We start from the raw sequence: 26,631 nt of genomic DNA on the forward strand, positions 1-26,631 counted from the left end.
GTTATTGCTTGCAGGCGCTCAAATAATTGCCGCGCAGCATCTTGATGATCGCCAAAGCCGTCAATCAGTCAAGCGGACCGATCGTCGTTCCAAGCGATTGCGCCATGTTGGCGCAGGGTGGCCGAGATTGGTAAAGAGAAGCATCGTTCTGCTTCAAACGCATGAAACTTGCGAAGCTGCGCCGCTCGCTCCGCTGCCGTCTTTTCCCCGCGGAACCGGCGCCGGACATCCTCGTCCTCGATAGACTTGAATTCGGAGGCGCCGCCGACGTCTCGCTTGCCCTCAACCGCAAGATCCCATATCGCAGCGCGGCTCGCTCCCGCTCTTTCGCTTGAGCGCCCCATGGCGTAAAGGCGTGGGATCTTCTCCGGACGCCAGACACTCATGATTCGTCTCGATAATATAGGCAAGCAGAACGGCAAGCAGATCATCTTCGTCGAGGCGTCGGCGGCGCTCCTGAGAGGTGAGAAGGTCGGTTTGGTCGGCCCCAATGGCGCCGGCAAGACGACGCTGTTTCGGATCATCACGGGCCAGGAGCAGCCAGACGAAGGTCAGGTCGTCGCCGATCGAGGGATCACCATCGGCTATTTCAGCCAGGACGTTGGCGAGATGGCCGGCCGCAGCGCCGTCCTCGAGGTGATGGACGGCGCCGGCCCGGTGAGCGCCATCGCGGCCGAGCTGAAGGAGCTCGAAGCCGAGATGGCGGATCCCGAGCAAGCAGACATGGACGCGATCATCGAGCGTTACGGCGAGGCGCAGGCGCGTTTCGAGGATCTTGGCGGCTATGCGCTCGAGGGCCGAGCGCGCGAAGTTCTGGCGGGCCTCAGCTTCAGCGAGGAGATGATGGACGGCGATGTGGCCGCCCTTTCCGGCGGCTGGAAGATGCGTGTGGCGCTGGCCCGCATCCTCCTGATGCGTCCGGACGCTATGCTGCTGGACGAGCCGAGCAACCATCTCGACCTCGAAAGCCTGATCTGGCTGGAGGATTTTTTGAAAGGGTATGACGGCGCGCTGCTGATGACCGCGCATGATCGCGAATTCATGAACCGTATCGTCACCAAGGTTGTGGAGATCGACGGCGGCGCGTTGACGACCTATTCGGGCGACTATGAATTCTATGAGCAGCAACGGGCGCTGAACGAGAAGCAGCAGCAGGCCCAATTCGAGCGCCAGCAGGCGATGCTCGCCAAGGAGATAAAGTTCATCGAGCGCTTCAAGGCGCGCGCTTCCCATGCCGCGCAGGTGCAGAGCCGGGTGAAGAAGCTGGATAAGATCGAACGCGTGGAGCCGCCCAAGCGCCGACAATCGGTCGCTTTTGAGTTCCCGCCAGCGCCGCGCTCCGGCGACGATGTGGCGAGTTTGAAAAATGTGCATAAGCGCTACGGCAATAAGGTCATCTATGAGGGGCTCGATTTCGCTGTGAGCCGCAAGGAGCGCTGGTGCGTGATGGGCGTCAATGGGGCCGGTAAATCCACCCTGCTGAAACTCGTGGCCGGCGCCGCGCAGCCGGACAGCGGCGCGGTGGCCTTGGGGGGAAGCGTCAAGATGGGCTATTTCGCCCAGCACGCCATGGATCTGCTCGACGGCGAGCGCACGGTGTTTCAAGCGCTGGAGGACTCGTTCCCACAAGCGGGGCAAGGCTCGCTGCGGGCGCTTGCCGGTTGCTTCGGATTTTCCGGCGATGACGTGGAGAAGAAGTGCCGGGTTCTATCGGGCGGCGAAAAGGCCCGGCTGGTCATGGCCAAAATGCTTTACGATCCGCCGAACTTTTTGGTGCTGGACGAGCCGACCAACCATCTCGACATCGTGACAAAGGAGATGCTGATTACGGCGTTGTCGCAGTATGAAGGCACCATGCTGTTCGTTTCGCATGACCGGCGCTTCCTAGCGGCGCTGTCCAATCGCGTGCTCGAACTGACGCCGGATGGCGTTCACAAATACGGGGGCGGCTATACGGAATATGTCGCCCGGACAGGCCAGGAGGCGCCCGGACTGCGAAGCTGACCGATATGCAGACGCTCGAGCTTCTCGTCACTCCGCCGCGCTTTTGGCGCCGCCGAATCGCCGCTGGATATAATCGTCCACAATCGTCTTGAATTCGGCGGCGATTCCCTCGCCGCGCAGGGTCATGGCCTTTTCCCCGTCGATGAAGACCGGCGCCGCCGGCGTCTCGCCCGTGCCGGGCAGGGAAATCCCGATGTCGGCGTGCTTCGATTCGCCTGGCCCGTTCACGATGCAGCCCATCACCGCGACATTCAGCGTCTCGACGCCGGGAAAGCGGGCGCGCCAGAGCGGCATCTCGTCGCGAATATAGGTTTGGATGTCGCGCGCGAGTTCCTGGAACACGGTCGAGGTCGTGCGGCCGCAACCGGGGCAGGCAGCGACCAGCGGAACGAAGGTGCGAAAGCCCATGGTCTGCAGGATTTCCTGCGCGACCTTGACCTCCAGCGTTCGGTCGCCGCCGGGTTCCGGCGTGAGCGAGACCCGGATCGTGTCGCCAATGCCTTCCTGCAGAAGGATCCCGAGCGCGGCGGAGGAGGCGACAATGCCCTTGGAGCCCATGCCGGCCTCGGTGAGGCCTAGATGCAGGGCGTAATCGCTGCGCCGCGCGAGCGTGCGATAGACCGCGATCAAATCCTGCACATTGGAGACTTTGGCGGATAGGATGATCCGGTCGCGCGCGAGGCCGATCTCCTCCGCCCGCGCGGCGGAGAGCAGCGCCGATTGAACCATGGCCTCGCGCGTCACCGCCCCGGTCGAGAGCGGAACGGCGGCCTTGGCGTTCTGGTCCATCAGATCGGTCAGAAGCTCCTGGTCGAGCGAGCCCCAATTGGCGCCGATGCGGACCGTCTTGCCGTGTTTGATCGCCATTTCGACAATGGACGAGAACTGCCGGTCTTTCTTGTCCTTGAAGCCGACATTGCCGGGATTGATGCGATATTTATCGAGCGCCTCGGCGCAGGCCGGATGATCGGCGAGAAGCTTGTGCCCGATATAGTGGAAATCGCCGATGAGGGGGACCTCGCAGCCGAGCTGGCTAAGACGGTCGCGAATGTGAGGCACGGCGGCCGCCGCCTCGTCGCGATCGACCGTGATGCGGACGAGCTCCGAGCCGGCGCGGGCGAGCGCAGCGATCTGCTGCGCCGTCGTCTCGATGTCGGCCGTGTCCGTATTGGTCATGGACTGGACGACGATAGGCGCGCCGCCGCCGACCTCGACCGAGGCCTTGCCGACGCCGACCCGCACGCCGACGCTATGCCGGCGGGGAAGGGGGCCGGCTTCGTCCGGCTCGGCGGCGGAAAGGGAAAGCGGCGGGTTCTCGGCGATGTTCATTCGGCGCTCGGAGTTGGGGACATGCGCCGCCAATATGGAAGACAGGCGCGACGCGGTCGTGACCTTGAGGGCTTAAGGATAGTCGTGGGGAAAAACGCCCTTGCCGTCAAGGGCCAGGGGCGTGGATCATTCCATCTCGCTCGCCCGTCTTCGCCGAGACGTCGCCGCGCCAAATCATCGTCGTTCTCGGGCGGTGGCGAGGGCGAAATAGATCGATGCGAGCCGCCTCTTGAAACTCTTGCCTCTGCACAAGGCCGTGAGGCCGCTTCTCAGGGCCAAGCTCACGTGATACAGCCTCGCGGTTTTTTCAATCGGGCGTAGCAAGCCCGCAAAAACGAAACGATCGCGCGAGCGGCGAGCATGACGAAGCCGTTGGACCTGAAGCAACTGCGAGCTAGCGTAAAAGCACGTAAGCTCCATGAGAATCGCTTCGAAAAATGGGCGCACGGCAGCCGATGGAGCGGGGGGCTGCTGCTCGTCGCATTCGCTTCGCTGCTTTTCGCGCTCGATAGCCTTTTGGCCTTCGGCTTGGTCTTGTCCGGGCTGCGGGAGCCTGATCTTTTCTATGTGACGGCCTGGATGAGCACGCGCGCGGCCGATCACGTCGACTTGGCCGGCTTGCGAAAGATCCTGCCGCGCCATCCGAGGCTCTATGGCTCCTATAATGACCGCTTCGAGGCTGACGGCTTGCTCGGCGGCAGGCTGAGGCGCGACTTTCTGACCATCGCCCCCTCGAGCAAGCTAGACTGGGGGACGAAATCCTTCTGGTTCATGACGAATGATCAAGGCTTTCCGCCCGTTTCCGAAAGCCTCCTCCATTACGATATTCCAAAGCCCGCAGGCGCGTTCCGCGCGATCATGATCGGGGGGTCGACGGTCGAGGGCAATGGCGTGAACAGCCCGCTCGAAAGCCTGCCGGCGAAGCTGCAGGCGGAGTTCGAGGCGGCGCTGCGGGAACATCCGACGCCAGCCATCGAGCGCGTCGAGGTGATCAATGCGGGCGTGTCGAACTATGCGTCGGACGATGAATATTTGTTTCTTCTCGCTGATCTGCTGCAGTTTCAGCCGGATCTCGTGGTCGCCTATGACGGCTGGAACGATGCTGAGTTTTGCCGACCTGGATCGCGGGCGACCGGACGACGCGCCCCTATCGCAACGGGCCGAAGCAGGACAATGGCGCCAGGGTGAACGACTCTTTCACCTCCTGGGGCGCCGTGCGGATCGCCGCGGCGATGACGGCCCAGCACGCGCTCGAGGCCTTGGATGGGTTCGCGACGTTCAAGCTTCTGCATCTGGCTTTGACGCGGGTTGCGCCCGTCGGTGCGGTCGAGACGCCCTATCTACCAGCCTATTCCGAGCGGGCCGCGCAATTCTACATCGAAAATCGCGAACGAATGTTGTTTCTTGCGAAGCAATCGGACGCCGGCTTCGCTTCGTTCCTGCAGCCGATCATCGGCGTCGACGGCAAAGAATACGCTGAGATCGAACGGGCGCATGCGGCCCTCATGACGCCGACGGAGGTTCAGGAGCGCGCGGTTTTCTACGGGGCGGCGCGCCCCATGCTGCGCGATTTCAAGGCCCGGCATGAAGACCGTGGCGTCTGCGTGGCGGACCTCAGCGACAGCGTGTTCAAGGGGCGCACCGAGCCGCTTTACGCTGATGACGGGCACCTCTTGCCTGAGGGCAATAAAATCGTCGCGCAAAGGATCATGGCCGAGTTGCGCAGCTGCCAGCTGCTGCCTTTCTAAAAGCTTCTCGATCCGGGGCATTGCTCCGGTCGAGGATCAAGCGCAAATTCACTGCGTCTGTTCTTGGGGCGCCGGTCGCGAAACGCCAAGTGACAATTGGCACCGGCGAACAGCGCAATGCGGTATAGTAATTTACGAATGGTGGAATTTGCGATCGCATGGAGTCGCCCGGTCGGAGTGGGCGCAGACGAGAGGCCCTCCACAAAGTGTTCATATCGCGAAGGGTCCGTTCGAGCGATCGAGCGCATGCCTCGGCGTTCCGCTTTTGGCGTTGGCCGCGCCGATGTCTGTCGGAGGGATTCGTCCAGCTCCGGGCAATCGCGGTTTTGTAAAGCGTCATGTTATCGGAGCGGGATTTGCGTAGCGTGGAAAGGAAAATGCTGGGGCCGAATTTCCATTCGGACTTCGCTCCAACTTATCGAAATTGAGCGTTTCCTGATTTTGGCTCTCGATCCAAGCTCAGCGGCAGCTAGAGCTTGTGTTGAACAGATCAACTCTACATTTGGAAAAACTTGCTTGAGGTCTTTAGATTTGAGAGATTTTTTCTCCGGCATGTCCGGCCCCTGGGCAGAAAGCGCTTCTGACCGGGACGCCAAAAAATGAAATCCAGCCTGCCGTAATAAATCCCGCTCCCTTTTTCGAAACTCGATCACGCCTCCTAATTTTGGATGTTACTATCTTAGACTATCTTGATTTAAGCTTATAATCCTCGTACTCAAGTACATAAGTTTCTAGCATATAGATAATCAGCTGAGTGTTCGTCGACTTTAATGTATAATGTATTTATTATAATAAATACTATATTTTATACTTCGTGAGTACAAATTGGACGCCCTGGCGCTTATTGCTATGATATATGAAAGCATGCTGGATCTAGAGGGGCTCCCCGATCTAGCGGAGGCATTAGTGCGTCTCGGTGGGGGACATGTAGGCGCATTGATCACGAGAGGCGATGCGGATTCTGCATCAATACTATCAGAGTTGAGCTATAATACAGATAAGAACGCCGAGAAATCCTGGCTTGAAAGATACGCGCATATCAGCCCGCTTCTTCCTATGGTGAGGCGTGGAAAGCCCGGCGAAGTTATGACGGGATCGCGATTGGTCGCATCTGAATCCTATCAGAAGTCGGAATTTTATAACGAATGGGCCATCAAGCGCGACCACCTCGATTTCGTTGGGCTCATGCTGAGAAAAGAAAGTGGGATTGCGACTTACTTCGCCATGTTTCGGCCGCGGAGCGCCGGCCTCGTGAGCCAGTCCGAGATCGAAAGCATGAAGATCGTCGCGCCTCACATCAAGCGCGCATATCTCATCAGTGATCTGCTCGGCGAATATAAAACGGAGATCGATGCGCTTGGAGACATGATCGCCAACGCCGGTTTCGGAACGATCCTTGCGGCGCAAGATGGAAAAATCCTTTATGCAAATCATTTTGCCGAGACGCTGATGCATTTCGGTCGCGGCCTGAGCGCTCGCCAGGGACGCGTCGTCGCGACAGACTTCCGGGCGGCGCAAAAGCTCACGGCGCTGATCGCTTCCGCTGCAAATCCGTCCGGCGGAAGATGGATAGGCGGATCGATGATATTGCCGGATCAGGACGGTCGCGGATCATATGTCGTCCATGTGGTCCCTGTGTCCGAGCGAAACTCCCGTCGCATTATTTCCTATGACAATTTGGCGGCCGGCATTTTTATTCTGGATCGGCGCAGCGGCGCGGACGATCGCATCAGCGGCTTTGCGCGTCTTTTCGGTCTTAGTCCGACCGAAACGCGCGTGCTTTCGGAATTGATTTCGGGCGAAGGCCTCCCCCGCGCAGTGGAACGGCTGGCTATGACTGAGCCGACGGCGCGGACGCACTTACGCAACATTCTGGCGAAGACCGGAACGCATCGCCAAGCCGAGCTTATGCGCCTCTTTTTCGAAGTCACGATTCCCGGCCAAACGCCTCAGCGCTGAATCGACCCGGTCTGCACATCGGCGACGCTACGGGACGGCGACGGCCAGAGGTCGCGGTGGAAAAGACGTCACGCGGTTTTCCATTATAGCGCGATCAAATCCGCTCCGCACGCGCCGACGGCGTGATGCACGACGGAGTTTTTCCCAGGAGCAAACTTAATTCAGCTTGAAGCAAGGCCCGTTCGTTAACGATTTCTTGAGGCGCAACACGTGACGGAGGCAGGCAATTGGCGTTCGCAATCGGCATAATCATCGCGATCGGATGCATGCTCGGCGGGTTTGCCGCAATGGGCGGCCATGTCTCGGTCATCTGGCAGCCTTGGGAGTTTGTCATCATTTTTGGGTCGTCTCTCGGCACCTTTATCGTCGCCAATTCTCTATTGACGATCAAGGATACGGGAAGCGCCATCGTTGAGGCGGTTCTTGATCGCGCGACATCGCAGCGCGACTATCTCGACGTTCTCGGCGTGCTCTACACCTTGATGCGCGAATTGCGCGGAAAGGCGCGCAGTGAGGTCGAGCAACATGTGGATAGCCCGAGCGAATCCACGATTTTCAAGAATTTCCCAAAGGTTTTGGCCGATAAGGATCTGACAAGCTTCATTTGCGACTATTGCAGATTGATCATAATCGGAAACGCTCGAACGCATGAAATAGAAGCGTTGATGGATGAAGAGATCCAAACCGTCAGTCATGACAAGCTGAAGCCTTTTCATGCCTTGACGGCTATCGCGGATAGCTTGCCGGCGTTGGGAATCGTCGCGGCGGTGCTGGGCGTGGTCAAGGCGATGGGCGCGTTGGATCAATCGCCCGAGCTTCTCGGCGGCCTCATTGGAGCCGCTCTCGTGGGCACTTTCGCGGGCATCGTCATGTCCTACGCAATCGTTGGGCCGCTTGCGCATAAGATCAAGGTCACCAGATTACAGAGGGTTCGGCTTTACGTCATCGTCAAGCAGACCTTGCTCGCCTTCATGAACGGCGCCATGCCGCAAATCGCACTTGAACATGGACGCAAGACCATCGCGTCGCATGATCGTCCGTCTATCGACATGGTCGAAAATGAGACCGTCTCGGGTGGGGCCAGCAGAACTGGACAGCAGCAGGCGGCATAAGGCGGCGGCCATATTTATCCCCGAGGAATTCAATGCTGAAAAGCGGACCTGAACGGCTTCTCGACGCCGCGGGCGTATCGGTGGACCGCATGCCGATGTTGCATGTGATCTTCGATCGGATGGCGGCCCATTGCTCGGAAAACTTGCGGCAGTTGTCGGCTGCTCCAGCGTTTTTTTCTGTTGATTCGATCGGCACGACGCGCATTGGCGACGCGCTCGACGCATCGGAAGGCAGCGTCATTATCGGAATATTCAACGTTCAGGCTTGGGACGCACGGATACTCATAGGACTGGGTCATAATTTCATCTTCGCATTGGCCGAAGCCTTGTTTGGAGGCGACGGCGGCGAAGCGCCGGGAGGCGACAAGCGTCCATTATCCAACCTTGAAATTCGTCTTGCTCAAAAGACGTTCGAGCTGCTCGGAAGCGCGCTCGAAAGCGCGTTTGCGACGGTCTACGCGGCGCAATTCAAATTGGAGCGCGTCGAAACCCGGCTCGATTTCGCGGTTATCGCGCCGAGAAATACCTTTGGCGTGAATGCAACGATCAAGTTGCGGGTTTTGGGCCGCAGCAGCGGAATGTTCGTTCTCATTCCCCAGACGGCCTTGAATTCCGTCCGCCCACATCTGGGCCGAGATCTGTCGAACGATATGTCGGTCCGAGACCCCCGATGGACTAAGCAGATCACCAATGAAATCGGTCGCACGGAGGTCATCGTCCGCGGCGTCCTCCAGGAGCGTCATTTTGTCTTGGGAGACATCGCCTCGCTCCAAATCGGCCATGTCTTCGCCCTCCAAGCCACGACGAAAACGCGCGTAAAGCTAGAGTGCAATGCGCAACCGCTCTTTTGGTGCAGCCTCGGTCAGGCGGACGGCGTCTATGTGCTTCGCGTTGATGATTTCGTGAACCAGGAACAGCAATTCATCGACGATATGATTCAAAATTGAAAAATATATGCGCCGGATCGCGTAAAATGTCGCTTCGGCGCGCTCACGGCGAGTCATGCGTTAAGATCTAATCTATGTTGTGTGGTCTGCTGCGCGGATGCGCCGTTTCGCGCCGCAAAAGTGAGCGTCGCGACGACGATCTAAAAGGAGGCGATCGCCGCGCATAAATCAAATAAGACAGACATCGACCAAAATGTTCAACAATCGAATGGAGATAAATGAGCAATGTCGGACCTAGACGACGCGCCGTTGCAACATGTCGAAGCTGGCGTCGACGAAATTCCTATTAAGGCTACCAATCAGCAAAATCTCGATGTGATTCTTCGCATTCCGGTCGATGTTCAGGTCGTGCTCGGCTCGGCGACTATGCCTGTGTCGAACCTTTTAAAGCTCGGCCGGGGGGCTGTCGTTCCGCTCGATCATAGAGTCGGCGAACCGGTCGACGTCGTCGTGAATGGACGACTCATCGCGCGTGGGGAAATTGTCGTCGTCGAAGACGACAATTCGCGATTCGGCGTATCCCTGACGGAAATTGTCGGTCCAACCGGATCAATTGAATAAATGACGATGGCTTCGATGACGATGAATGGCGGCGCAGGCGCGCGGTCGTTTAAGGGACCCGAGAAAGTCGCCGCGCTTCTGCTTGCGATGGGCAAGCCCCTCGCCGGTCGTCTCTTGAAGCATTTCGACGTCGATGAACTCAAGCAGATCACGAGATCCGTAGCGGAGCTCGGAGTCGTGCCGGTTCCGACCATCGAGACGCTGGTCGAAGAGTTCGCCGGTCAGTTCATGAACGGCGCCGATCTTCTTGGATCGCCGAACGAGGTTGAGCAATTGCTCGATGGCGTCCTGTCGCCGGAGCAGATTGCGGACGTCATGTCCGACGTGACCGGAAATTCAAATCAGGCGATGTGGGAAAGGCTTTCCAATGTCCCGGAGTCGATCTTCAGCGGCTACTTACAGAAAGAACATCCACAAACGGCGGCGTTCATCCTGTCCAAAGTCAGCCCGGTCTGCGCGGCGAAAGTCATGGGGCTGTTTTCGAGGGATCTTCGGAATGAAATGATGCGGCGAATGCTGAGCATAGCGCCTGTCACAGAGGCGGCGGTACGAATTATCCAACGGCAACTGCAGGAGGACTTGTTATCTAATCTTTCACGTCAGAGCGGGAGCGAGCAAAATGTGAGGATAGCAAACATTATCAATAAGCTTGACCGCGATCAAATGGAGGACGTGATGCAGAGTCTCGCCGTGGCGCGGCCCAAAGCCGTCGAAGTGCTACGTGGCCTCATGTTCACTTTCGACGACATCATTAAGTTGCAGCCGAAAGCGCGCAGCGTGCTCTTTGATAAAATTCCAACTGAGCTCGTGGTTCTGGCGTTGAAAGGGACAGATGCGGCGTTCAGAGACGCTATTTTGTCATCCCTCGCGACTCGGGCGAGACGCATCGTCGACAGTGAATTGGCAAATGGAGGGCCGGCGCTTCAGCGAGACGTCTTGAAGGCGCGCAGGATGATCGCCGATACCGCTCTTGAATTATCGAGCAACGGCGAAATTGAATTGAGTTCGTCGGAGGACGAGGACGAAATTTACGAATAGAAGCTGGCGGGTCAATGTCAGAACAAGAAGACAAGGAAAGCAAGACAGAGGATCCGACCGAAGGCAAGATCCGCAACGAAATGGAACGGGGCAATCGCCCGTTCTCGCGCGAAGCGGCGACATTTGCTTCATTTGTCGGAATGTTGATCATAGCGTCCTTTCTAATTAGAGACGCCGGGCGCTCGGTCACCATCACGCTTGAGCGATTGCTTGCGGCGGTTGACGATATTCACATCGGCAACGGCTATGACGCGGTTGCTTTGGCGGGCGTTATCGCCCGCAGCATATTCAATTCGCTCATTCCTTTGTTCGCCGTTTTTGTTCTGGTGGGCCTGTCGGCCTCTTTCATCCAAAATCCACCGAGCATTTCGTTCGAGCGCATCAAGCCTGACTTACAACGGATATCATTGGTAAACGGTTGGAGCCGTATATTCGGAGCTCGCGGTCAGGTCGAGTTTCTCAAGGGCGCTTGCAAGATGCTTTTCATGGGCGTCGTCGTCGCCATATTTTTCCGTTCCGAGTTGGATGTGCTGGTGAACGCCATGGCGATCCAGCCGGAGACGATTCCCGAGTTGATTCTGACGACGGCCACGCGGCTGCTATCAATTGTCTGCATTCTCATGGCGTTGCTGCTTGTTGCGGATCTTCTCTGGGTCCGCAGACAATGGTTCAGCGACTTGCGTATGAGCAAGCAGGAAATTAAGGATGAATTGAAGCGCAACGAAGGAGATCCGATACGAAAGGCCAGATTGCGTTCGCTTGCGCTGGACCGCCTACGCAAGAGCATGATTGCGGCGGTGCCGAAGGCGACGGTGGTGATTGCTAATCCGACCCATTATGCGATCGCGCTTCGATATGTGAAGGAAGAGGGCGGCGCGCCCGTCGTGCTGTCGAAAGGGCAGGACTTTATTGCACTGAAGATTAAGGAGATCGCAGCTCAACATTCCATTCCGATTATTGAGGACAAGGCTCTTGCTCGGGCGATGTATGAGCGCGTGGAGATCGATCAAGCGATCCCGGTCGAGTTTTATCGAGCCATAGCCGAGGTGATCCACCTTCTCTACGCGAAGGGAGGCAAAAGGACGGCGGTGGCAAATTAGGAGGCGACGCCGGATATGGCGTCGGGAGGCGCCTTAGATCGACAGAAGGCGTCCGTAGTGACGTCGGTAAGGTCCTTCGAGACATCGCATCATCTTAAGTAATTGCGGAGCGACGAATACGATACGGCTCCTTGGCTCCAAGCAGCGTGGTCAATGTGGCGGCATCCAGATCCAAAGCGGCGGCGGCCCGGCGAATCGAACATCTTTCGTGATTGTAGCGTCGTCGAGATTGTCTGGCTTGAGGTAAATGAAATAATTGTCGTTTCGCTGGAATAGTTCTTTTTGAGGCCTGCTCTCGGGGCTAATCAACATGCTGTTTGTGAATCGCACATGCATATAATGCGGCAGCAATTGAGCGTATTTGTCGATTTTGGCGTTGAGATCGAAGTGGTAAGATTGTCTTCCAACCACTTTGAGAACCGCCGCCGTGGCTTTATCGATCGGCGTCAGGGGCATTTCTCGCCATTCTGATCCGACCTGAATGAAAGCCTGCACGCTTGGCTCGAGCACGTAGAGGGGCTTGTCGCCGGAAGTGTTCTCTAGATAGATCGTAACATCGTAATGATTGTCGCCTAGCTGCGAAATCGATTCAATTTCGCTTTTCAACGTCGACGTCGCGAGATCTTCGAGGGCGGAAAGACGGTCTTGCTCCAGAGCGATTTTATAGTGCTGATATCGCAGGACGCTATAATTTCCGAGCAACGCGAGCGTGAAAATTGCGGCGGCAATCCCGAGCGCGCGGCCGGCGGCCGCTGGGAGAAGGCCGCCAAGCTGGCGGAGTTCCCGGGCGCCATTTGTCCGCGAGGCGTGCGTGCTTTCCGACTGAAAGGCCTTGTTTCCTCGAGAGGAAATGGAGATCTGCGCAGGTTTGAATAGTTCGGCGTTTTCTCGGCGATCAGAGCCAAGCGATCCGACTGGCGTCTGTTTCAGCGTCGAGTAGGCGGCGGCGACTGGCGGAGGGGATAGCGACAGCGTGCTCGGCTGGTGCGGCGCCAAAGGTGCAGTTGGCGCATAGAGCATGCCGTGCTTCATGTGATACATGCGGTCGGCGCGCTTTGCGAGTTCCAGATTATGCGTGACGATGATCATGCCACAGGGGGTCTCGCGGCGCAGTTCCTCCAAAAGCGTGATGATGTCGTCTTCGGTGTCCTCGTCGAGATCGCTTGTGGGCTCATCGGCAAAGAGGAGGCGCGGAGCATTGATCAGCGCGCGCGCGATTGCCACTCGTCTCTGTTCGCCGCCCGACATCTCGCCAGGATAGGCCGACATGCGCTCCGACAGGCCCACCCTCTCGAGGAGCGCCTGGGCGCGCGCATAAGCGTCTTCGGCCGCCATGCTGGCGCCGAGCAAAGCGGGCAAGGCGACATTGTCAATCGCTCGCAGGTTCGGGAGCAGACTGAAGAATTGAAAGACGAATCCCATGCTCCGGCAGCGGATGTCGGCGATGGTCCTCTCAGGCGACGCCCAGAGATCTTGGTCATCCAGCAGCACCTGCCCTTCGGTCGGTTTCGCGAGGGCGCCGATCATCGCGAGAAGCGTCGATTTTCCTGAGCCGGAGGGGCCCACAATCGAGACGAATTCTCGCTCGCCGAGGGTGAGACTGGCCTGGCGCACGACTTCGCATTTGGCTCCATCGCCATAGCGCTTGCAAAGCCCTACGGCGCGCAAGATCATTGTGCGTTCTCGGATTGAATCATGGCGTAGGGCTCCGCATGGCGGGTGCGCCAAGCGGGGAAGAAAGCGCCGGCGACGCCGATCGCCACGGCGATTGCGGCCGAGGCGGCGGCGGCGGCCAAAATCGCCGAAGTCGGCGGCCAGCCGAACGGGACGCCGAGCGAGATGAAATAGAAGCCGAGAGACCGTGCGAAGGCGAAGATAAGCGATAGGCCGAAGGCGAGGCCGACGAGGCCGCCCAGTCCGACGATCAGGCCGGCCTCGGTCAGGATGACGCTCGTGATCTGCTCCGGCCGAGCGCCCATCGCCCGCAGAAGGCCAATCTCCCGGTAGCGCTCCTGTACGATCGCCGAGAACAAGAGCGAGACAAGGAACAGCAAAGCGACAAGCAATAGGCCGGCGAAGATGGCGACGCCCCAGGACAGGCTGGCCAACGCCTGCCTCGCCGCCGTAAACACGGGGTTTCCCGCGACGATTTTGAGTCCCGGGATTTGGCCTATGGCGAATCGCGCCTGTTCGGCGGAGGCTCCGGCGGTGAGTTGAATTAGAAAGGCTGACGCTCTGTCCGGCCTAAGATCGGGCAGACAGGCTGAGGGCGCGCCGCCGCCGCGGGGTCGATAGAGTTTGCGTGAGGCGGCCATCGCATCGGCGAGGCGGGCGAAGCTCAGGAAATAGGATTCATCGAAGGGGCCGACGCCGGTCTTCCCTAATCGCGCCGCAATGATGAAAGTGAGCCCGCAGATCGTGGCGGCCTCGCCGGGTTTGGTCGGAACTCGATCGCCGACGAAAAGATCGTTCGAGGATTCCGCCCGATCGCGTTCCGCAAGCCATGGCTGGACGGTGAAATCCGTGGCCGGGTCATAAGCGATGAGATTGACCGCCCGCCCCTCGATTTCGGCGCGAACGATCCTCTGAGCCGCGACTTTTCCAATTCCGGGCAGATGTCGCAACGTTTCGCCAAGGGCAGCATCGAGGTCTTGATCGGTCGGCTGAACGGTCAGCAAGCTGCTCGTGATGTTGACGAGCGTTGCAGATGGAACGACGACGAGATCCGCGCCCATACGGGAAAAGGTCGTTGCGACGCCTTCGCGCAAGGCCGAGCCTATAACATAGGCGGAAAAGCCGGCGCCAACCGAAATCATCGCCGCGAGCCCCAAGAAAAGGCTTCTCAGGCGCCGGCGGCCGACGTTTTGAGCCGCGAGCCGCAGCAGCAAGAAAAGGCCTCGGCGGTTCAACGCCATCGAATCCCCGAATACGAACATGTGGCGCATTCGCCGCCGGGCTCGAACGAGTCTTTTGATTCGGCGGTCATTGGACTCAGACCGTGGTGCAACGGCTATGGATCAGCTCTTGATTGTTGCGGGGCACGATCACGCAATCATGATGTCCGCCGAAATTGGGCATGTAGCCCACCGGCTCCAACGTGTCCTGAGTGAAGACGAAGGTGCCGCCTTCCAACCTCTGGAAGCCGCTAAAGATCTGGAGAACATATTTCCCGTCGTAGGTGACATGCATGGTCTGGCAATCGACCCCGACGTTTTCAAAGCGCTTGATCGTCGACCAGGTGTTGGTGTCGACGACGACGATCGCGCTTTTCGCCGGCTTTTGATGCAGCTCGGACACGAACATTTTCGACCCGTCCATCGAGTATGTAATGTGGAACGGGCTCGGCGTCGCTCCGACCCAATGCGAATCCTTGAAATTCAGAATGCGGGTCCATTTGCGAGGATCCCGGTCGAGGCAGTTGAAAATGCCCATGCTGTTTTGCCGGGTGTTGTTGGTCATCGCGAACCATTTGCCATTGGGGCCAAAGCCGCATTCGTGGCCAGAACTGACCACCGTGTCGAGCCTGATCTCCCAAATGCCGTCGGCGATTTTCTTGACCGGGATATTCTCCTTCGAGGTTCCCTCGGGTGATGAAATGCAGGCGACCGGCTCCATCGTGGTGCGATCGATCACGACGCCGACGGCGAACATGCGCAGCGTGACGAGCGACACGGGATGGATTGGATGATGCACGCAATTGTCCGAGCCGGTCAGGCTGCGGACCGCATCGCCGGGAAGCTGCCCCGTGTAGGCGAGATATTCGCCCATAGGAACCATTTCCCAGTCGAGCTTATTGCCTTTCGTGCCGCGATAATCATAAAGCCCGGTCTCGGGCGCCATGACGAGTTGCGTGATGCGGACTGTCCCGCCCTTGAACCAATTGTCGGCGAGGGCGCCATTAGGCTCATCGCCGATCCAATCGAAGCGAAATGCAGCCAGCACCTTGGTCTTTTGGATGCCTGTGGCGCGGGAAAAAAATGCGACAATATCTTTCTGGCCGTCCGAAACGGAGAAGCCGGAGGCGTCGGGAAAGATGACGGTGTGAACCCCAAGTCCGATCCCCGTCGTCTCCGCGATATTCTCCAAAAGGTTCATCTGTTGGCCGTCGAAGCCGACGCGATAAATTTGATTGCCCTGGCCCCAAAGCGGATCGAGCATTCCATGCTCGCGCAATTGGCTCGGAATTCCATAAATCAGGGCGTTCTGGCCGCCTTGGGTCGAATTGATGAATTCGAATCCCTTGCGCGGCTCCGCCGAGGGGAAGGCCGCGAGATGATGCGCGATCGGGCAGCTGTCGCCATAATTCCAATATTCGATCCAGGCCATGGTTTTGCCGCTGGCGAGATCTTGCAATTGTGCGCCGCCGCCGAGCTTGGTGGGCGTCAGCCAAAGGTAGTCGCCGAGCGCATTGAAGCGAGGGGTCTCGCTCTGGGCTGTCGGTTGCGCGGAGGGGGCGCCAGCCGGCTCGCCGAAGAGACGCGACCAGAAGCCCTCGGCCCGCGCCCCTCCGCCGCCAAGAATTGCGCCGATGACGCCGCCGCCCGCGCCCTGCAGGATCTTTCTGCGATCGAGGGCGCCATGCCGGTTGAAGAGTTGCAGAGAAGCGGGCGCTGCAATTGTCCGAATCGTGGACCCTTCTTTTTTTGATGCGGACGAATCGCTCGGCGTCATGGTTGCTTCCTATCGGCTTTGAGATGTCGGTCTCGAGGCGTGAGCCCCAGAAAATCGAGAGGGATCGAGTAAGCGGCGGCGCAGGCCGCGCCTCCTGATCCAGAAAATCTTAGGCCGATCTATGCACTCAACAATGATTTTTTACGACTGACGAAAACATTTCAGAATTTTTTCTTTAAGCGCGATGGTCAAGTCTCACCGCTTCGGGCGCACCGACAATCGAGAGATAAAAATATGGAGGGCCGCGATCTTCGGGGAGGTGCAAAAGGCGTTTGGCTGCGCGTCCGAGAAAAGGCCGCGCTCGGACGTCCGTCCGCGTCCCGCGCTCTGTGACTTTTCGCGCCGGAGAAGAGAAATGGCCCGAGAGAAAGGGATGTACCCTTCCGTCCGCGGCGAAAGGATGGATGGTGAGGGCTGGCGGCCATCGGCAGGGCGGAGCGCCCTTCACCTGCGCCGGGTCGTCCGGTCCAGATGACCCAAACGACAAAGAGGCTGCTCTCGCGAGTTCATTCCAATCAACTGATTGTCGATAATTTCTGGAGCGGGCGAAAGGATTCGAACCGTTCCCGCCGCCGATCCGACAAGAGCGCCTATCCGCCGCCCACGGTCTTGCCGACTATGCCCAAGGCCGCAAGCGCCTCTTCCAGAAATCCCTCGAGGTCGCTCGTTACGAAATCCACATGTGGCGGCGTATCTTCGGTGATTTCAAACGGTTCGCGGTGATCTTTCTGGCCGGGCTTTGGCACGACGAGCGCCGTCGTCATCCCCCTCTGGTGGGGAACGACGAGGTTGCGGGAGATGTCCTCGAACATGATGGCGCGTTCTGGATCGACCTCGTGCCGGTCGAAGAAGCGCTGATAAGTCACGGCCTCGGGTTTCGGCACGAAATCCGCGGCGACAATATCGAAAATATCCTCGAACATCGTATGGAGGCCGAGTGCCTCGGCCGTGCGTAGAGCGTGGTCGCGCGAACCATTGGTCAGGATGAGCTTGCGGCCGGGCAGGGCGGCGAGCGCGGCCGCGAGCAGGAGATTTGGCTCGAGCGAGGAGCGGTCGATGTCATGGGTGAAGGCGAGAAAGTCTTCCGCGCGGATGTCATGCTCTTGCATGAGTCCGCGCAGGGTCGTGCCATAGCGCTGATAATAATATTTTTGCAGCGCCCGCGCGGACATGCCGTCGAGGCCGAAGAGATGACCGAGGAAAAGCGTGATGCGCGCGTCGATCTTTGGCCAGAGATCGCTGCCGGCGGGATAAAGCGTATTGTCGAGATCGAACACCCAAGTGTCGATGTGCTGGAGAGCGTCGATGCGCGCCCCCGAGCCGGTTGGCGCCGCGCTCGTGCGCTGGGGTTCCGGTTCGGCCTCGGGCGCAGCCCGTGATGCGTGCGATCTATCGTCCAAAAACTGCTTTGCGTCCTTTACCTTGTGATTAGGGTTCCGGCGCCGTGATCGGTCAAAAGCTCGACGAGCACGGCGTGCGGGGTCTTGCCGTCGAGGATGACCACGCCCTCGACGCCTTGCTCGAGCGCGTAGATGCAGGTCTCGACCTTGGGAATCATCCCCCCGGTGATCGTCCCGTCGGCAATGAGCGCGTGAATCTGATCGACGCGCAATTCCTTGATCAAATCCTTATTCTTGTCGAGAACGCCCGGCACGTCGGTCAAAAACAGCAGCCGCTTGGCCTTGAGGGCGCCGGCGATCGCGCCCGCGAAAGTGTCGGCGTTCACATTATAGGTCTCGCCGTCGACGCCCTGAGCAATCGGGGCGAGCACGGGAATGAGCTCGCGCCCGAGCACCTGGTCGAGCACGGTCGTGTCCACTTTGGCAGGCTCGCCGACGAAGCCGAGATCGATCGCGCCGCTCGTCGGCGCGGCTTTATTGGCGATCACCATATTGCCGTCCTTGCCGCAAAGCCCGATCGCGCGTCCGCCTTCAGCGTTGATGAAGCCGACGATCTGCTTATTGATCGAGCCGGCGAGAACCATCTCGACGATCTCGATCGTGGCCCGATCGGTGATCCGGAGGCCGTCGGCGAAAGCCGATTTGATGCCAAGCTTCGCCAGCATGGCGCCGATTTGCGGGCCGCCGCCATGCACGACGACCGGATTGACGCCGGATTGCTCGAGCAGCACCATGTCGCGGGCGAAATCGCGCCCCACCTTGTCGTCGCCCATCGCGTGGCCGCCATATTTGACCACCACGATCGCCTCGTCATAATGCAGCATATGCGGCAGCGCCTGCATCAGGATGGCGGCCTGCTCTTGCGCCCGCTCCTGCTCGCTGCGCTGGAATGTTTCGTTCATCGAGTCCCGTCCGGCTTAACCCGTTGCAATGTCTATCCGTTCACTATGACAAGCTCAATGCTGCGCGCGCCTGGCGATCCGATCACGGCTCGCGTTCGGCCAAGAGACGCGCGATCGCCGCGCGAAGCTCGCCGACGCCTTCGCCGGTTTGCGAGGAGGTGAAGATCGCTTCCGGAAAGGCGGCGGGCCGTTTTGCGATCGCGGCGAGCGTCGCCGCGACGCGCTCCTCCTGGTCGGCTTTCTTCACTTCGTCGCGCTTGGTCAGGACGATCTGATAGGACATGGCGGCGCGGTCGAGGAGATCGAACATCTCGAGATCGATCGGCTTCAGGCCATGGCGGCCGTCCACGAGCACGAACACGCGCAGCAATTGCGCGCGTCCGCGCAAAAAATCCCGCATCAGTCCGGTCCAGGACGCGATTTGCTCTTTTGACGCCGCCGCATAGCCATAGCCGGGCATGTCGACGAGGCGCAATTTTGCGCGATCGGCGTCGCCGCCCAACGCGAAAAAATTGAGCTCGCGCGTGCGGCCCGGCGTGTCTGAGGCGCGCGCGAGCCGCTTGCGATTGGTCAAGGCGTTGAGAAGTGAGGATTTGCCGACATTCGAGCGCCCGGCGAAGGCGATCTCGGGCGCACCGGGCGGCGGCAGGCCGCCGATCTTCGCCGCAGCCCAAATGAAGGTGCACTCCTCGGCGAAGAGCTTGCGCCCGATTTCGGCGAAATCCGGCTCATCCGGCGGGGGATGAGCTTGGTCGTCGCCGCTGGCGCTTTTCTCTTGGTTCATGGTTTGGTGATTTTAGTTCAGCCTGGCGCTTTTTTTCTGAACATATTGGCGAGATTGTCCCAGAGCTCGATTTTTGCGCCGGCTTTCTTCATGAGCAGGCTTTGCTGGATGACGGAGAGCGTGTTGTTCCAGGTCCAGTAGATGACGAGCCCGGCGGGGAAGCTGCCCATGGTGAAGGTGAAGACCAAGGGCAGCCAGGCGAAGACCATTTTTTGCGTCGGATCCGCCGGCTCCGGGTTCATCTTCATCTGGAAGAACATGGAGACGCCCATGATCAAGGGCCAGACGCCGAGCATCAGATAGGCGCCGAACACCGGGATCTGGCTCGGATCGAAGGGCAGGAGCCCGAATAGGTTGAACACATTGGTCGGATCCGGCTGCGACAGATCCTTGATCCAGCCGAAGAAGGGCGCCTGGCGCATCTCGATCGTGATGACGAGCACTTTATAGAGCGCGAAAAACACCGGCAGCTGGATCAGCATCGGCAGGCAGCCGGCCACCGGGTTGATCCGCTCGCGCTTGTAGAGCGCCATGGTCTCCTGCGACTGCTTCGGCTTGTCGTCGGGATAGCGCAGCCTGATCGCCTCGATCTGCGGCGCGACCGCCTTCATCTTCGCCATCGCCATATAGCTGCGGTTGGCGAGCGGGAAGAACAGACCCTTGATCACGACGGTGAGGCAGAGAATGGCGACGCCGAAATTGCCGACGAATTTGTAGATATGGTCGAGCGCCCAATACATCGGCCGCGTAATGAAATAGAACCAGCCCCAATCGATCAGGAGGTCGAATTTGAGAATGCCGAGGTTGCGCTCATAGGCGTCGAGCGCGTCGACCTCCTTGGCGCCGGCGAAGACCATGGTCTTGGCCGCGCCCGAGGCGCCCGGCGCGATGGTCTGGCCGGCCTCGCCGACGAAGCCCGATTGATAGATCTTGACCGGCGCGCCGGCTGCGCCCTCGGCCTGGCGCTCGGAAAAGCTGGCCGCGATCGGCCGATCCTGCGCCGGGATCACGGTCGCCGCCCAATATTTGTCGGTGATGCCGAGCCAGCCGCCGGTTCCCTTGAAGGTCTTCTGCGCGCCGTCCTCTTTCTCGATCTTGTCGTATTTGATCTCCTGCACGCCAGCGTCGCCGACGACCCCGACGAAGCCCTCGTGCAGCACGGCGAAATTGGCTGAGGCCGGCTTGCCGTGGCGGGCGACGATCGCATAGGGGTGCAGCGTCACCGGCTTTTGGGTCTTGTTCTCGACGCTGTCGGTCACGCTGAACATATAGCGCGGGTCGACCTCGATCTTGCGATGGAAGACGAGGCCCTGGCCATTGTCATAGCTGAGCGTGACCGGCTCCGTCTCGGTCAGGGTCTCGCGGTCGGCGCTCCAGAGCGCATCCGGGCCGGGCAGAGCTAAAACCTCGCCGGAGGCCGCGAAAAAGCCGGTCTCGGCGTAATAGGGCGCGGGCGAGCCGAGCGGCGAGAGCAGGACGATATTGGGGCTCTTTGGATCGGGGGTCTCGCGATAGGCCTTCAGCGAGACGTCGTCGATGTGGCCGCCCTTGAGCGAGATCGAGCCGAACAGGGCCTTGGTGTCGAGCTTGATCCTGGGGCTCGCGGCGAGCGCCTCGACGCGGGTTTTCGGCGCGGCTTCAGGAGCGCTCTGGCCGGGCGCGCCCTGTCCCGCAGCGCCCGCAAGGCCGTTTGGAGCCTGGCCCGGGATCTGGCTATTCGCCGTCGTCGCCCCCGAAGTCTGAGCGCCCGGAGTCTGGGCGCCCGACGTCTGGGCGGGGCGCTGCGCGAGCCGGGCCTTGTCCGGCGGCGGCGCGAAAAAATAGCTCCAGACAAGGACGACGAGGCAAGAAAGGCCGATCGCCAAATAGAGATTGGTGGTGTCCCTGGGGTCCCGCTGCTGCATGCCTCTGGCGTCCGCGCTCGTGCCGATCCGCCCCATCTCGGGGCATGTCCATAATAGGGGCCTGAAATCCAAAACCGCCAATGGGCCGAAAGCAATTGCGTCGGCTGGATTGGTCGCTGTCGGATTTCGCCTCGCGGCGCGCCCGGTCCGCGCCGCGCGTTAGGCGGAAAGCCGCTTGCGTCCGCGCGCGCGCCGCGCCGCGATCACCTTGCGGCCGCCGACCGTCGCCATACGAGCCCGAAACCCATGCCGCCGCTTGCGCACAAGCTTGCTCGGTTGATACGTCCGCTTCACCTTGAAAACTCCTTGGCCGACGCCTGAAAATGGAGCGAGCCTTATAGGGGCGCAAGGCGCGGCAAGTCAATTTGGCGTGGGGCGTCGTCCAAGCGCGGCGGCGCGAATTGCGGCGATATTGGCCGCGTAATGCTCGGGACCGCCCTTGAACACGGCGGAGCCCGCGACCAACGTATCGGCCCCGGCCGCCGCGACCAGAGCGGCCGTCTCCGGATTGATTCCCCCATCGACCTCGATGCGGATCGGGCGCCGGCCGATCATCGTCTTGAGCTCGCTGATCTTGTCGATCGCCGAGGGAATGAAGGCTTGGCCGCCGAAGCCCGGATTGACCGACATGACGAGAACGAGATCTATGAGATCGAGGACATGCCGGACGCTCGCCGTCGGCGTCGCGGGATTGAGCACGACCCCTGCTTTCTTGCCGAGGCTCCGGATCGCCTGCAGCGAGCGATGCAGATGCTGCCCCGCCTCGACATGGATAGCGATCAAATCGGCGCCGGCTTCGGCGAAACCGGCCAGAAAGGGATCGCAGGGCGCGATCATCAAATGCACGTCGAAGGGAATTGTCGCATGCGGCCGGAGGGCCGCCACGACAGCGGGACCAATGGTGATATTGGGCACGAAATGACCGTCCATCACATCGACGTGAATCCAATCGGCGCCGGCTTCTGCAATTGCGCGGACTTCTTCGCCGAGCTTGGCGAAATCGGCGGACAGAATCGACGGGGCGATGACGAGAGGGCTCATGCGAGCTTCTTTATCTATTTTTCCGAAGGATCGGATCTTATTTTTCTGACGGATGGGAATCGAAGACCCGGCTCGCGAGCACGTCCGGCGCGTCGATGGTCATGAGATCATCGAGCGAAACCGGGCCATCCTGTTCGAAATAGCGATTGGCGTGGCGCAGCCGCGCGCGATCGAGCGCATTGCGGATCGAGCGGGCGTTTGAGAAGAGCGGCTGCTTGCGTCGCGCGGCGATATAGCTCTCAAACGCCGCCTCGCCCGCTTCGCTGAACTTGTAGCTTTGCGCCGCGAGCATGGACTTGGCGATCTGCATCAGTTCCGGGTCCGTATAGTCCGGAAAATCGATATGATGCGCGATGCGCGAGCGAAAGCCGGGGTTCGAGCGGAAGAATTGGTCCATCCTCTCGGCGTAGCCGGCGAGGATCACGACGAGGTCCTCGCGCTGATTTTCCATGACCTGCAAGAGGATTTCGATCGCCTCCTGGCCATAATCGCGCTCGTTCTCCTGCCGGTAGAGGTAATAGGCCTCGTCGATGAACAGGACGCCGCCCATCGCCTTCTTGAGGATTTCCTTCGTTTTCGGCGCCGTATGGCCGATATATTGGCCGACGAGGTCGTCGCGGGTGACCGAGACGAGATGGCCCTTGCGAATATAGCCGAGCTTATGAAGGATCTGCGCCATGCGCAGCGCGACCGTGGTCTTGCCGGTGCCGGGATTGCCGGTGAAGGACATGTGCAGGGTGGGCGTCTCCGACTCGAGGCCCATGCGCCGCCGGACTCGGTCCACGATCAAAAGCGCCGCGATCTGGCGAATCCGCTTCTTGACCGGAGCGAGGCCGACGAGCTCGCGGTCGAGCTGATCGAGGACATCCTGAACATGCGTCTCGGCCAGCTCTCGGCGCAGATCGATCGTTTCGGGCGGCGCAGACGATCCGCTTTCCATCGAAATTTCGCTGCCTTCCATTTTCTGACCTCCGCGGGCCGCAGGGCGCGCGCGGGCGTCGGCGTCAAGATTTGTAGCGGTCGCCCTCCGGCCGGTCGGCGGCATAGGCTTGCGTCGCATAGATCTGCCGCCGGCCGGGGCCTTCTTGCCGGAGGAGGCGGAAGCCGGGTTCGGTCTTGGGACGTCCGACGATGAAAGAGATCCGCACGCTTTCCCAACCATGCGAGGCGTCGAATCCCGAAAGCCGAATATAGAAGCGATCGCCATGCGCCTTGCGGCAGGCGTCGAGCTCGATCATCACCGCCGCCGCGTCCTTGACGTCGAACATCGGCAGGTCCCACATTTCCCAATAGGTGTTGCGGGGATGCGGGTCGTCGGTATATTCGAGATTCACCGCCCAGCCCTTGTCGATGATATATTGCGCCTGGGAGCGGATCTGGTCGTCTGTGAGGTCAGGCAGGAACGAGAAGCAGCCTTGCGTGATGCGCATAAGGTCAAATCTCCTATTCCGCTGGAGTGACGGTCGGGACGAAATCTGGCGTGTCGGTCGATGCGTAATTGAAGGAGACGTCCTTCCAGGTGTCGAGCGCCTGCTTTAGAGGCGTGCAGGCCTTGGCCGCGTCCTCGAGAATTTGCGGACCTTCTTGCAGAATGTCGCGGCCTGCGTTGCGCGCGAAGATCATCGCCTCGAGGGCGACGCGATTGGCGGTCGCGCCGGCGGCGATCCCCATCGGATGGCCGATCGTGCCGCCGCCGAACTGAAGCACCACGTCCTCGCCGAGAAGATCGATGAGCTGGTGCATCTGGCCCGCGTGAATGCCGCCGGAGGCGACCGGCATGAGCTTGTTCAGCGAAGCCCAATGCTGATCGAAGAACAGCCCGTGCTCGAGATTTTGCGGATTATAATCCTCGCGGCAGATGTCGTAATAGCCCCGCGTGGCGTTCGGATCGCCTTCGAGCTTGCCGACCACGGTTCCGGCGTGGATATGGTCGACGCCAGCGAGGCGCATCCATTTGGCGATGACGCGGAAGGAGACGCCATGATTCTTTTGCCGCGTGTAGGTCGAATGGCCGGCGCGATGGAGATGCAGGATCATGTCGTTCCGCCGGGCCCATTTGGCCATCGACTGGATCGCCGTGTAGCCGATGACGAGATCGATCATGACGATGACCGAGCCGAGCTCCTTGGCGAATTCGGCGCGCTCGTACATGTCCTCCATGGTCGCCGCGGTGATGTTGAGATAGCTGCCCTTGACCTCGCCGGTCGCGGCCTGCGCCTTGTTGACGGCCTCCATGCAATAGAGGAAGCGATCGCGCCAGTGCATGAAGGGCTGTGAATTGATGTTTTCGTCGTCCTTGGTGAAATCGAGGCCCCCTTTCAGCGCCTCATAGACGACGCGGCCGTAATTGCGGCCGGAGAGCCCGAGCTTGGGTTTCACCGTGGCGCCGAGCAGCGGCCGGCCGAATTTGTCGAGCCTTTCCCGCTCGACGACAATGCCGGTCGCGGGACCCTGAAAGGTCTTCACATAGGCGACAGGGAAGCGCATGTCCTCGAGGCGAAGCGCCTTCAGGGGCTTGAAGCCGAAAACATTGCCGATGATCGAGGCGGCGAGGTTCGCGATCGAGCCCGGCTCGAAGAGATCGAGCTCATAGGCGATGAAGGCGAAATAGACTCCGGGCGCATTCGGCACGGGATCGACGCGATAGCATTTGGCCCGATATTTGTCGCAAGCGGTCAGCCGGTCGGTCCAGACCACGGTCCAGGTCGCCGTGGAGGATTCGCCGGCGACGGCCGCCGAGGCCTCCACCGGATCGACCCCGTCCTGGGGCGTGACCCGAAAGACGGCGATAATGTCGGTGTCCTTTGGCTCATAATCGGGCTGCCAATAGCCCATGTCGCGATATTCCATGACGCCGGCGGAATAGCGTCCGCGCTTTGGAGCCTCCGTCGGCGTCAGCCTCTTGTCGAATAGGCTCATGTTGGGGGGCTCCGATCACTCCGCGGCGGCGCTGCGCTGCAATTCCACGCGCGGATCGAGGCTGCCCGAGGCGTAGCGCTTGGCCATGGCGGACATCGGCAGCACCTTGATCCTCGAAGCGTTTCCGGCCGTGCCGAACTGCTCGAAACGTTGCTTGCAGACTTTCTCCATCGCCTCCATCGCCGGTTTCAGGAATTTGCGCGGATCGAATTCGGCGGGCTGCGTATGGGCGATGCGGCGGACCTCGGCCATCATCGCGAGGCGGCAGTCGGTGTCGATATTCACCTTGCGGACGCCATGCTTTATGCCGCGCACGATTTCCTCGACCGGAACGCCGAAGGTCTGGCGCATGGCGCCGCCGTGGGCGTTGAAAATGTCCTGCAATTCCTGCGGAACCGATGACGAGCCGTGCATCACGAGATGGGTGTTGGGCAGCTTCGAGTGGATCGCCTCCAGCACGCGCATGGAGAGAATTTCGCCGTCCGGCTTGCGGGTGAACTTATAGGCCCCGTGCGACGTGCCCATGGCGATGGCGAGGGCGTCGACCTTGGTCCGCGTCACGAAATCGACGGCCTGATCGGGATCGGTGAGAAGCTGGTCGCGGCTGAGCTTGCCTTCGGCGCCATGGCCGTCCTCCTGCTCGCCGCCGCCGGTCTCGAGCGAGCCCAGAACGCCGAGCTCGCCTTCGACCGAAGCGCCGACGAGATGCGCCATGTCGGCGACCTTCGCGGTGATGGCGACATTATAGTCATAGGAGGCGGGCGTCTTGGCGTCGGCTTCGAGCGATCCGTCCATCATCACCGAGGAGAAGCCGTATTGGATCGCGGTGAGGCAGGTCGCCTGGCTGTTGCCGTGATCCTGATGCATGCAGATCGGGATGTCCGGATACATCTCGATCAAGGCCTCGATCATCTTGGCGAGCATGATGTCGTTGGCGTAGGCTCTCGCGCCTCGGCTCGCCTGAATGATCACCGGAGCGTCGACGGAGGCGGCGGCGGCGAGGATCGCCAGGCCTTGCTCCATATTGTTGATGTTGAAGGCGGGGACGCCATAGTCATGCTCGGCGGCATGGTCGAGAAGTTGGCGGAGGGTGATGCGGGCCATGGGTTAGTCTCCGTCGCGGATTGCGGATAGGGGGCTTTGGAGCTGGTTTGATCCGAGATCTCGGGCCATTCGAATGCAGTGCGCCGGCCGCGGCGATGCAAGGGAGCC

Annotated in this window: 23 protein-coding genes; 9 read left to right on the forward strand and 14 right to left on the reverse strand. The window is 60.1% G+C overall.

Features of this window, described 5'->3' with window-relative positions:
* The first annotated feature begins 384 nt into the window (after window positions 1–384).
* A complete protein-coding gene (locus METAC_RS0102225; RefSeq protein ID WP_026605777.1) occupies window positions 385–2,004 on the forward strand; it encodes an ABC-F family ATP-binding cassette domain-containing protein in 1,620 nt (539 codons plus the stop codon).
* 27 nt (window positions 2,005–2,031) lie between these two features.
* Here METAC_RS0102225 and ispG read toward each other — a convergent pair whose 3' ends face one another.
* The gene (ispG, locus tag METAC_RS0102230) at window positions 2,032–3,333 is read right to left on the reverse strand and encodes a flavodoxin-dependent (E)-4-hydroxy-3-methylbut-2-enyl-diphosphate synthase (RefSeq protein ID WP_026605778.1); all 1,302 of its coding nucleotides are present in this window, start codon (window positions 3,331–3,333) and stop codon (window positions 2,032–2,034) included.
* A 360-nt stretch (window positions 3,334–3,693) separates the two neighbouring features.
* On the opposite strand from ispG, the gene METAC_RS0102235 reads away from it, so the two are divergent.
* The 8 genes from METAC_RS0102235 to METAC_RS0102270 all read left to right on the forward strand — a co-directional run bounded on the left by METAC_RS0102235 (window position 3,694) and on the right by METAC_RS0102270 (window position 11,798).
* Entirely contained in the window at window positions 3,694–4,521 is an 828-nt protein-coding gene (locus METAC_RS0102235) for an SGNH/GDSL hydrolase family protein (RefSeq protein ID WP_026605779.1), read from the forward strand.
* Window positions 4,518–5,081: a hypothetical protein gene (locus METAC_RS0102240; RefSeq protein WP_026605780.1), complete on the forward strand. Its 564-nt coding sequence runs from the start codon at window positions 4,518–4,520 to the stop codon at window positions 5,079–5,081. Before METAC_RS0102235 ends, METAC_RS0102240 begins: the two co-directional genes overlap by 4 nt.
* A gap of 1,101 nt (window positions 5,082–6,182) precedes the next feature.
* A complete protein-coding gene (locus METAC_RS0102245) occupies window positions 6,183–7,040 on the forward strand; it encodes a helix-turn-helix transcriptional regulator (protein ID WP_156898076.1) in 858 nt (285 codons plus the stop codon).
* Between the two features lie 227 nt (window positions 7,041–7,267).
* On the forward strand, window positions 7,268–8,152 hold the full coding sequence (gene motA, locus METAC_RS0102250) for a flagellar motor stator protein MotA (RefSeq protein WP_026605782.1): 885 nt from the start codon (window positions 7,268–7,270) through the stop codon (window positions 8,150–8,152).
* A 32-nt stretch (window positions 8,153–8,184) separates the two neighbouring features.
* Window positions 8,185–9,099, forward strand: coding sequence for a flagellar motor switch protein FliM (locus METAC_RS0102255; RefSeq protein ID WP_026605783.1), 915 nt, complete (start codon window positions 8,185–8,187; stop codon window positions 9,097–9,099).
* 225 nt (window positions 9,100–9,324) lie between these two features.
* Window positions 9,325–9,660: a flagellar motor switch protein FliN gene (gene fliN / locus METAC_RS0102260; RefSeq protein ID WP_026605784.1), complete on the forward strand. Its 336-nt coding sequence runs from the start codon at window positions 9,325–9,327 to the stop codon at window positions 9,658–9,660.
* Window positions 9,661–10,698 (forward strand): flagellar motor switch protein FliG, encoded by a 1,038-nt coding sequence (locus METAC_RS0102265; RefSeq protein WP_036255222.1) that lies wholly within the window; start codon window positions 9,661–9,663, stop codon window positions 10,696–10,698.
* Between the two features lie 14 nt (window positions 10,699–10,712).
* Window positions 10,713–11,798 (forward strand): EscU/YscU/HrcU family type III secretion system export apparatus switch protein, encoded by a 1,086-nt coding sequence (locus METAC_RS0102270; RefSeq protein WP_026605786.1) that lies wholly within the window; start codon window positions 10,713–10,715, stop codon window positions 11,796–11,798.
* A 150-nt stretch (window positions 11,799–11,948) separates the two neighbouring features.
* Here METAC_RS0102270 and METAC_RS0102275 read toward each other — a convergent pair whose 3' ends face one another.
* From METAC_RS0102275 to fba, 13 genes are all read right to left on the reverse strand, one after another.
* Window positions 11,949–13,472 (reverse strand): ABC transporter ATP-binding protein, encoded by a 1,524-nt coding sequence (locus tag METAC_RS0102275; RefSeq protein WP_026605787.1) that lies wholly within the window; start codon window positions 13,470–13,472, stop codon window positions 11,949–11,951.
* Window positions 13,469–14,734 carry an ABC transporter permease gene (locus METAC_RS0102280; protein WP_245257406.1) on the reverse strand — a complete coding sequence of 422 codons (1,266 nt, stop codon included), beginning with the start codon at window positions 14,732–14,734 and terminating at the stop codon, window positions 13,469–13,471. The genes METAC_RS0102275 and METAC_RS0102280 overlap by 4 nt, the downstream gene beginning before the upstream one ends.
* A gap of 55 nt (window positions 14,735–14,789) precedes the next feature.
* Window positions 14,790–16,469 carry a hypothetical protein gene (locus tag METAC_RS0102285; RefSeq protein WP_026605789.1) on the reverse strand — a complete coding sequence of 560 codons (1,680 nt, stop codon included), beginning with the start codon at window positions 16,467–16,469 and terminating at the stop codon, window positions 14,790–14,792.
* Between the two features lie 590 nt (window positions 16,470–17,059).
* Window positions 17,060–17,776 carry a pyrimidine 5'-nucleotidase gene (locus tag METAC_RS0102295; protein WP_026605791.1) on the reverse strand — a complete coding sequence of 239 codons (717 nt, stop codon included), beginning with the start codon at window positions 17,774–17,776 and terminating at the stop codon, window positions 17,060–17,062.
* Between the two features lie 110 nt (window positions 17,777–17,886).
* The gene (gene argB / locus METAC_RS0102300) at window positions 17,887–18,771 is read right to left on the reverse strand and encodes an acetylglutamate kinase (protein WP_026605792.1); all 885 of its coding nucleotides are present in this window, start codon (window positions 18,769–18,771) and stop codon (window positions 17,887–17,889) included.
* An 82-nt stretch (window positions 18,772–18,853) separates the two neighbouring features.
* Entirely contained in the window at window positions 18,854–19,555 is a 702-nt protein-coding gene (gene yihA / locus METAC_RS0102305; protein WP_051335309.1) for a ribosome biogenesis GTP-binding protein YihA/YsxC, read from the reverse strand.
* 17 nt (window positions 19,556–19,572) lie between these two features.
* Window positions 19,573–21,459: a membrane protein insertase YidC gene (gene yidC / locus METAC_RS0102310; RefSeq protein WP_026605794.1), complete on the reverse strand. Its 1,887-nt coding sequence runs from the start codon at window positions 21,457–21,459 to the stop codon at window positions 19,573–19,575.
* 159 nt (window positions 21,460–21,618) lie between these two features.
* Window positions 21,619–21,753 (reverse strand): 50S ribosomal protein L34, encoded by a 135-nt coding sequence (gene rpmH, locus METAC_RS0102320; protein WP_010300405.1) that lies wholly within the window; start codon window positions 21,751–21,753, stop codon window positions 21,619–21,621.
* Between the two features lie 66 nt (window positions 21,754–21,819).
* A complete protein-coding gene (gene rpe, locus METAC_RS0102325) occupies window positions 21,820–22,500 on the reverse strand; it encodes a ribulose-phosphate 3-epimerase (RefSeq protein WP_026605795.1) in 681 nt (226 codons plus the stop codon).
* Window positions 22,501–22,537: 37 nt separating this feature from the next.
* Window positions 22,538–23,461 carry a CbbX protein gene (gene cbbX, locus METAC_RS0102330; protein ID WP_198017149.1) on the reverse strand — a complete coding sequence of 308 codons (924 nt, stop codon included), beginning with the start codon at window positions 23,459–23,461 and terminating at the stop codon, window positions 22,538–22,540.
* Window positions 23,462–23,504: 43 nt separating this feature from the next.
* Entirely contained in the window at window positions 23,505–23,930 is a 426-nt protein-coding gene (locus tag METAC_RS0102335; RefSeq protein ID WP_026605797.1) for a ribulose bisphosphate carboxylase small subunit, read from the reverse strand.
* Between the two features lie 13 nt (window positions 23,931–23,943).
* On the reverse strand, window positions 23,944–25,419 hold the full coding sequence (locus tag METAC_RS0102340) for a form I ribulose bisphosphate carboxylase large subunit (protein WP_051335310.1): 1,476 nt from the start codon (window positions 25,417–25,419) through the stop codon (window positions 23,944–23,946).
* Between the two features lie 15 nt (window positions 25,420–25,434).
* Window positions 25,435–26,523 carry a class II fructose-bisphosphate aldolase gene (gene fba, locus METAC_RS0102345; RefSeq protein ID WP_026605799.1) on the reverse strand — a complete coding sequence of 363 codons (1,089 nt, stop codon included), beginning with the start codon at window positions 26,521–26,523 and terminating at the stop codon, window positions 25,435–25,437.
* Window positions 26,524–26,631 lie beyond the last annotated feature (108 nt).

The organism is Methylocapsa acidiphila B2 (assembly GCF_000427445.1).
In the GTDB taxonomy this organism is placed as follows: Bacteria; Pseudomonadota; Alphaproteobacteria; order Rhizobiales; family Beijerinckiaceae; genus Methylocapsa; species Methylocapsa acidiphila.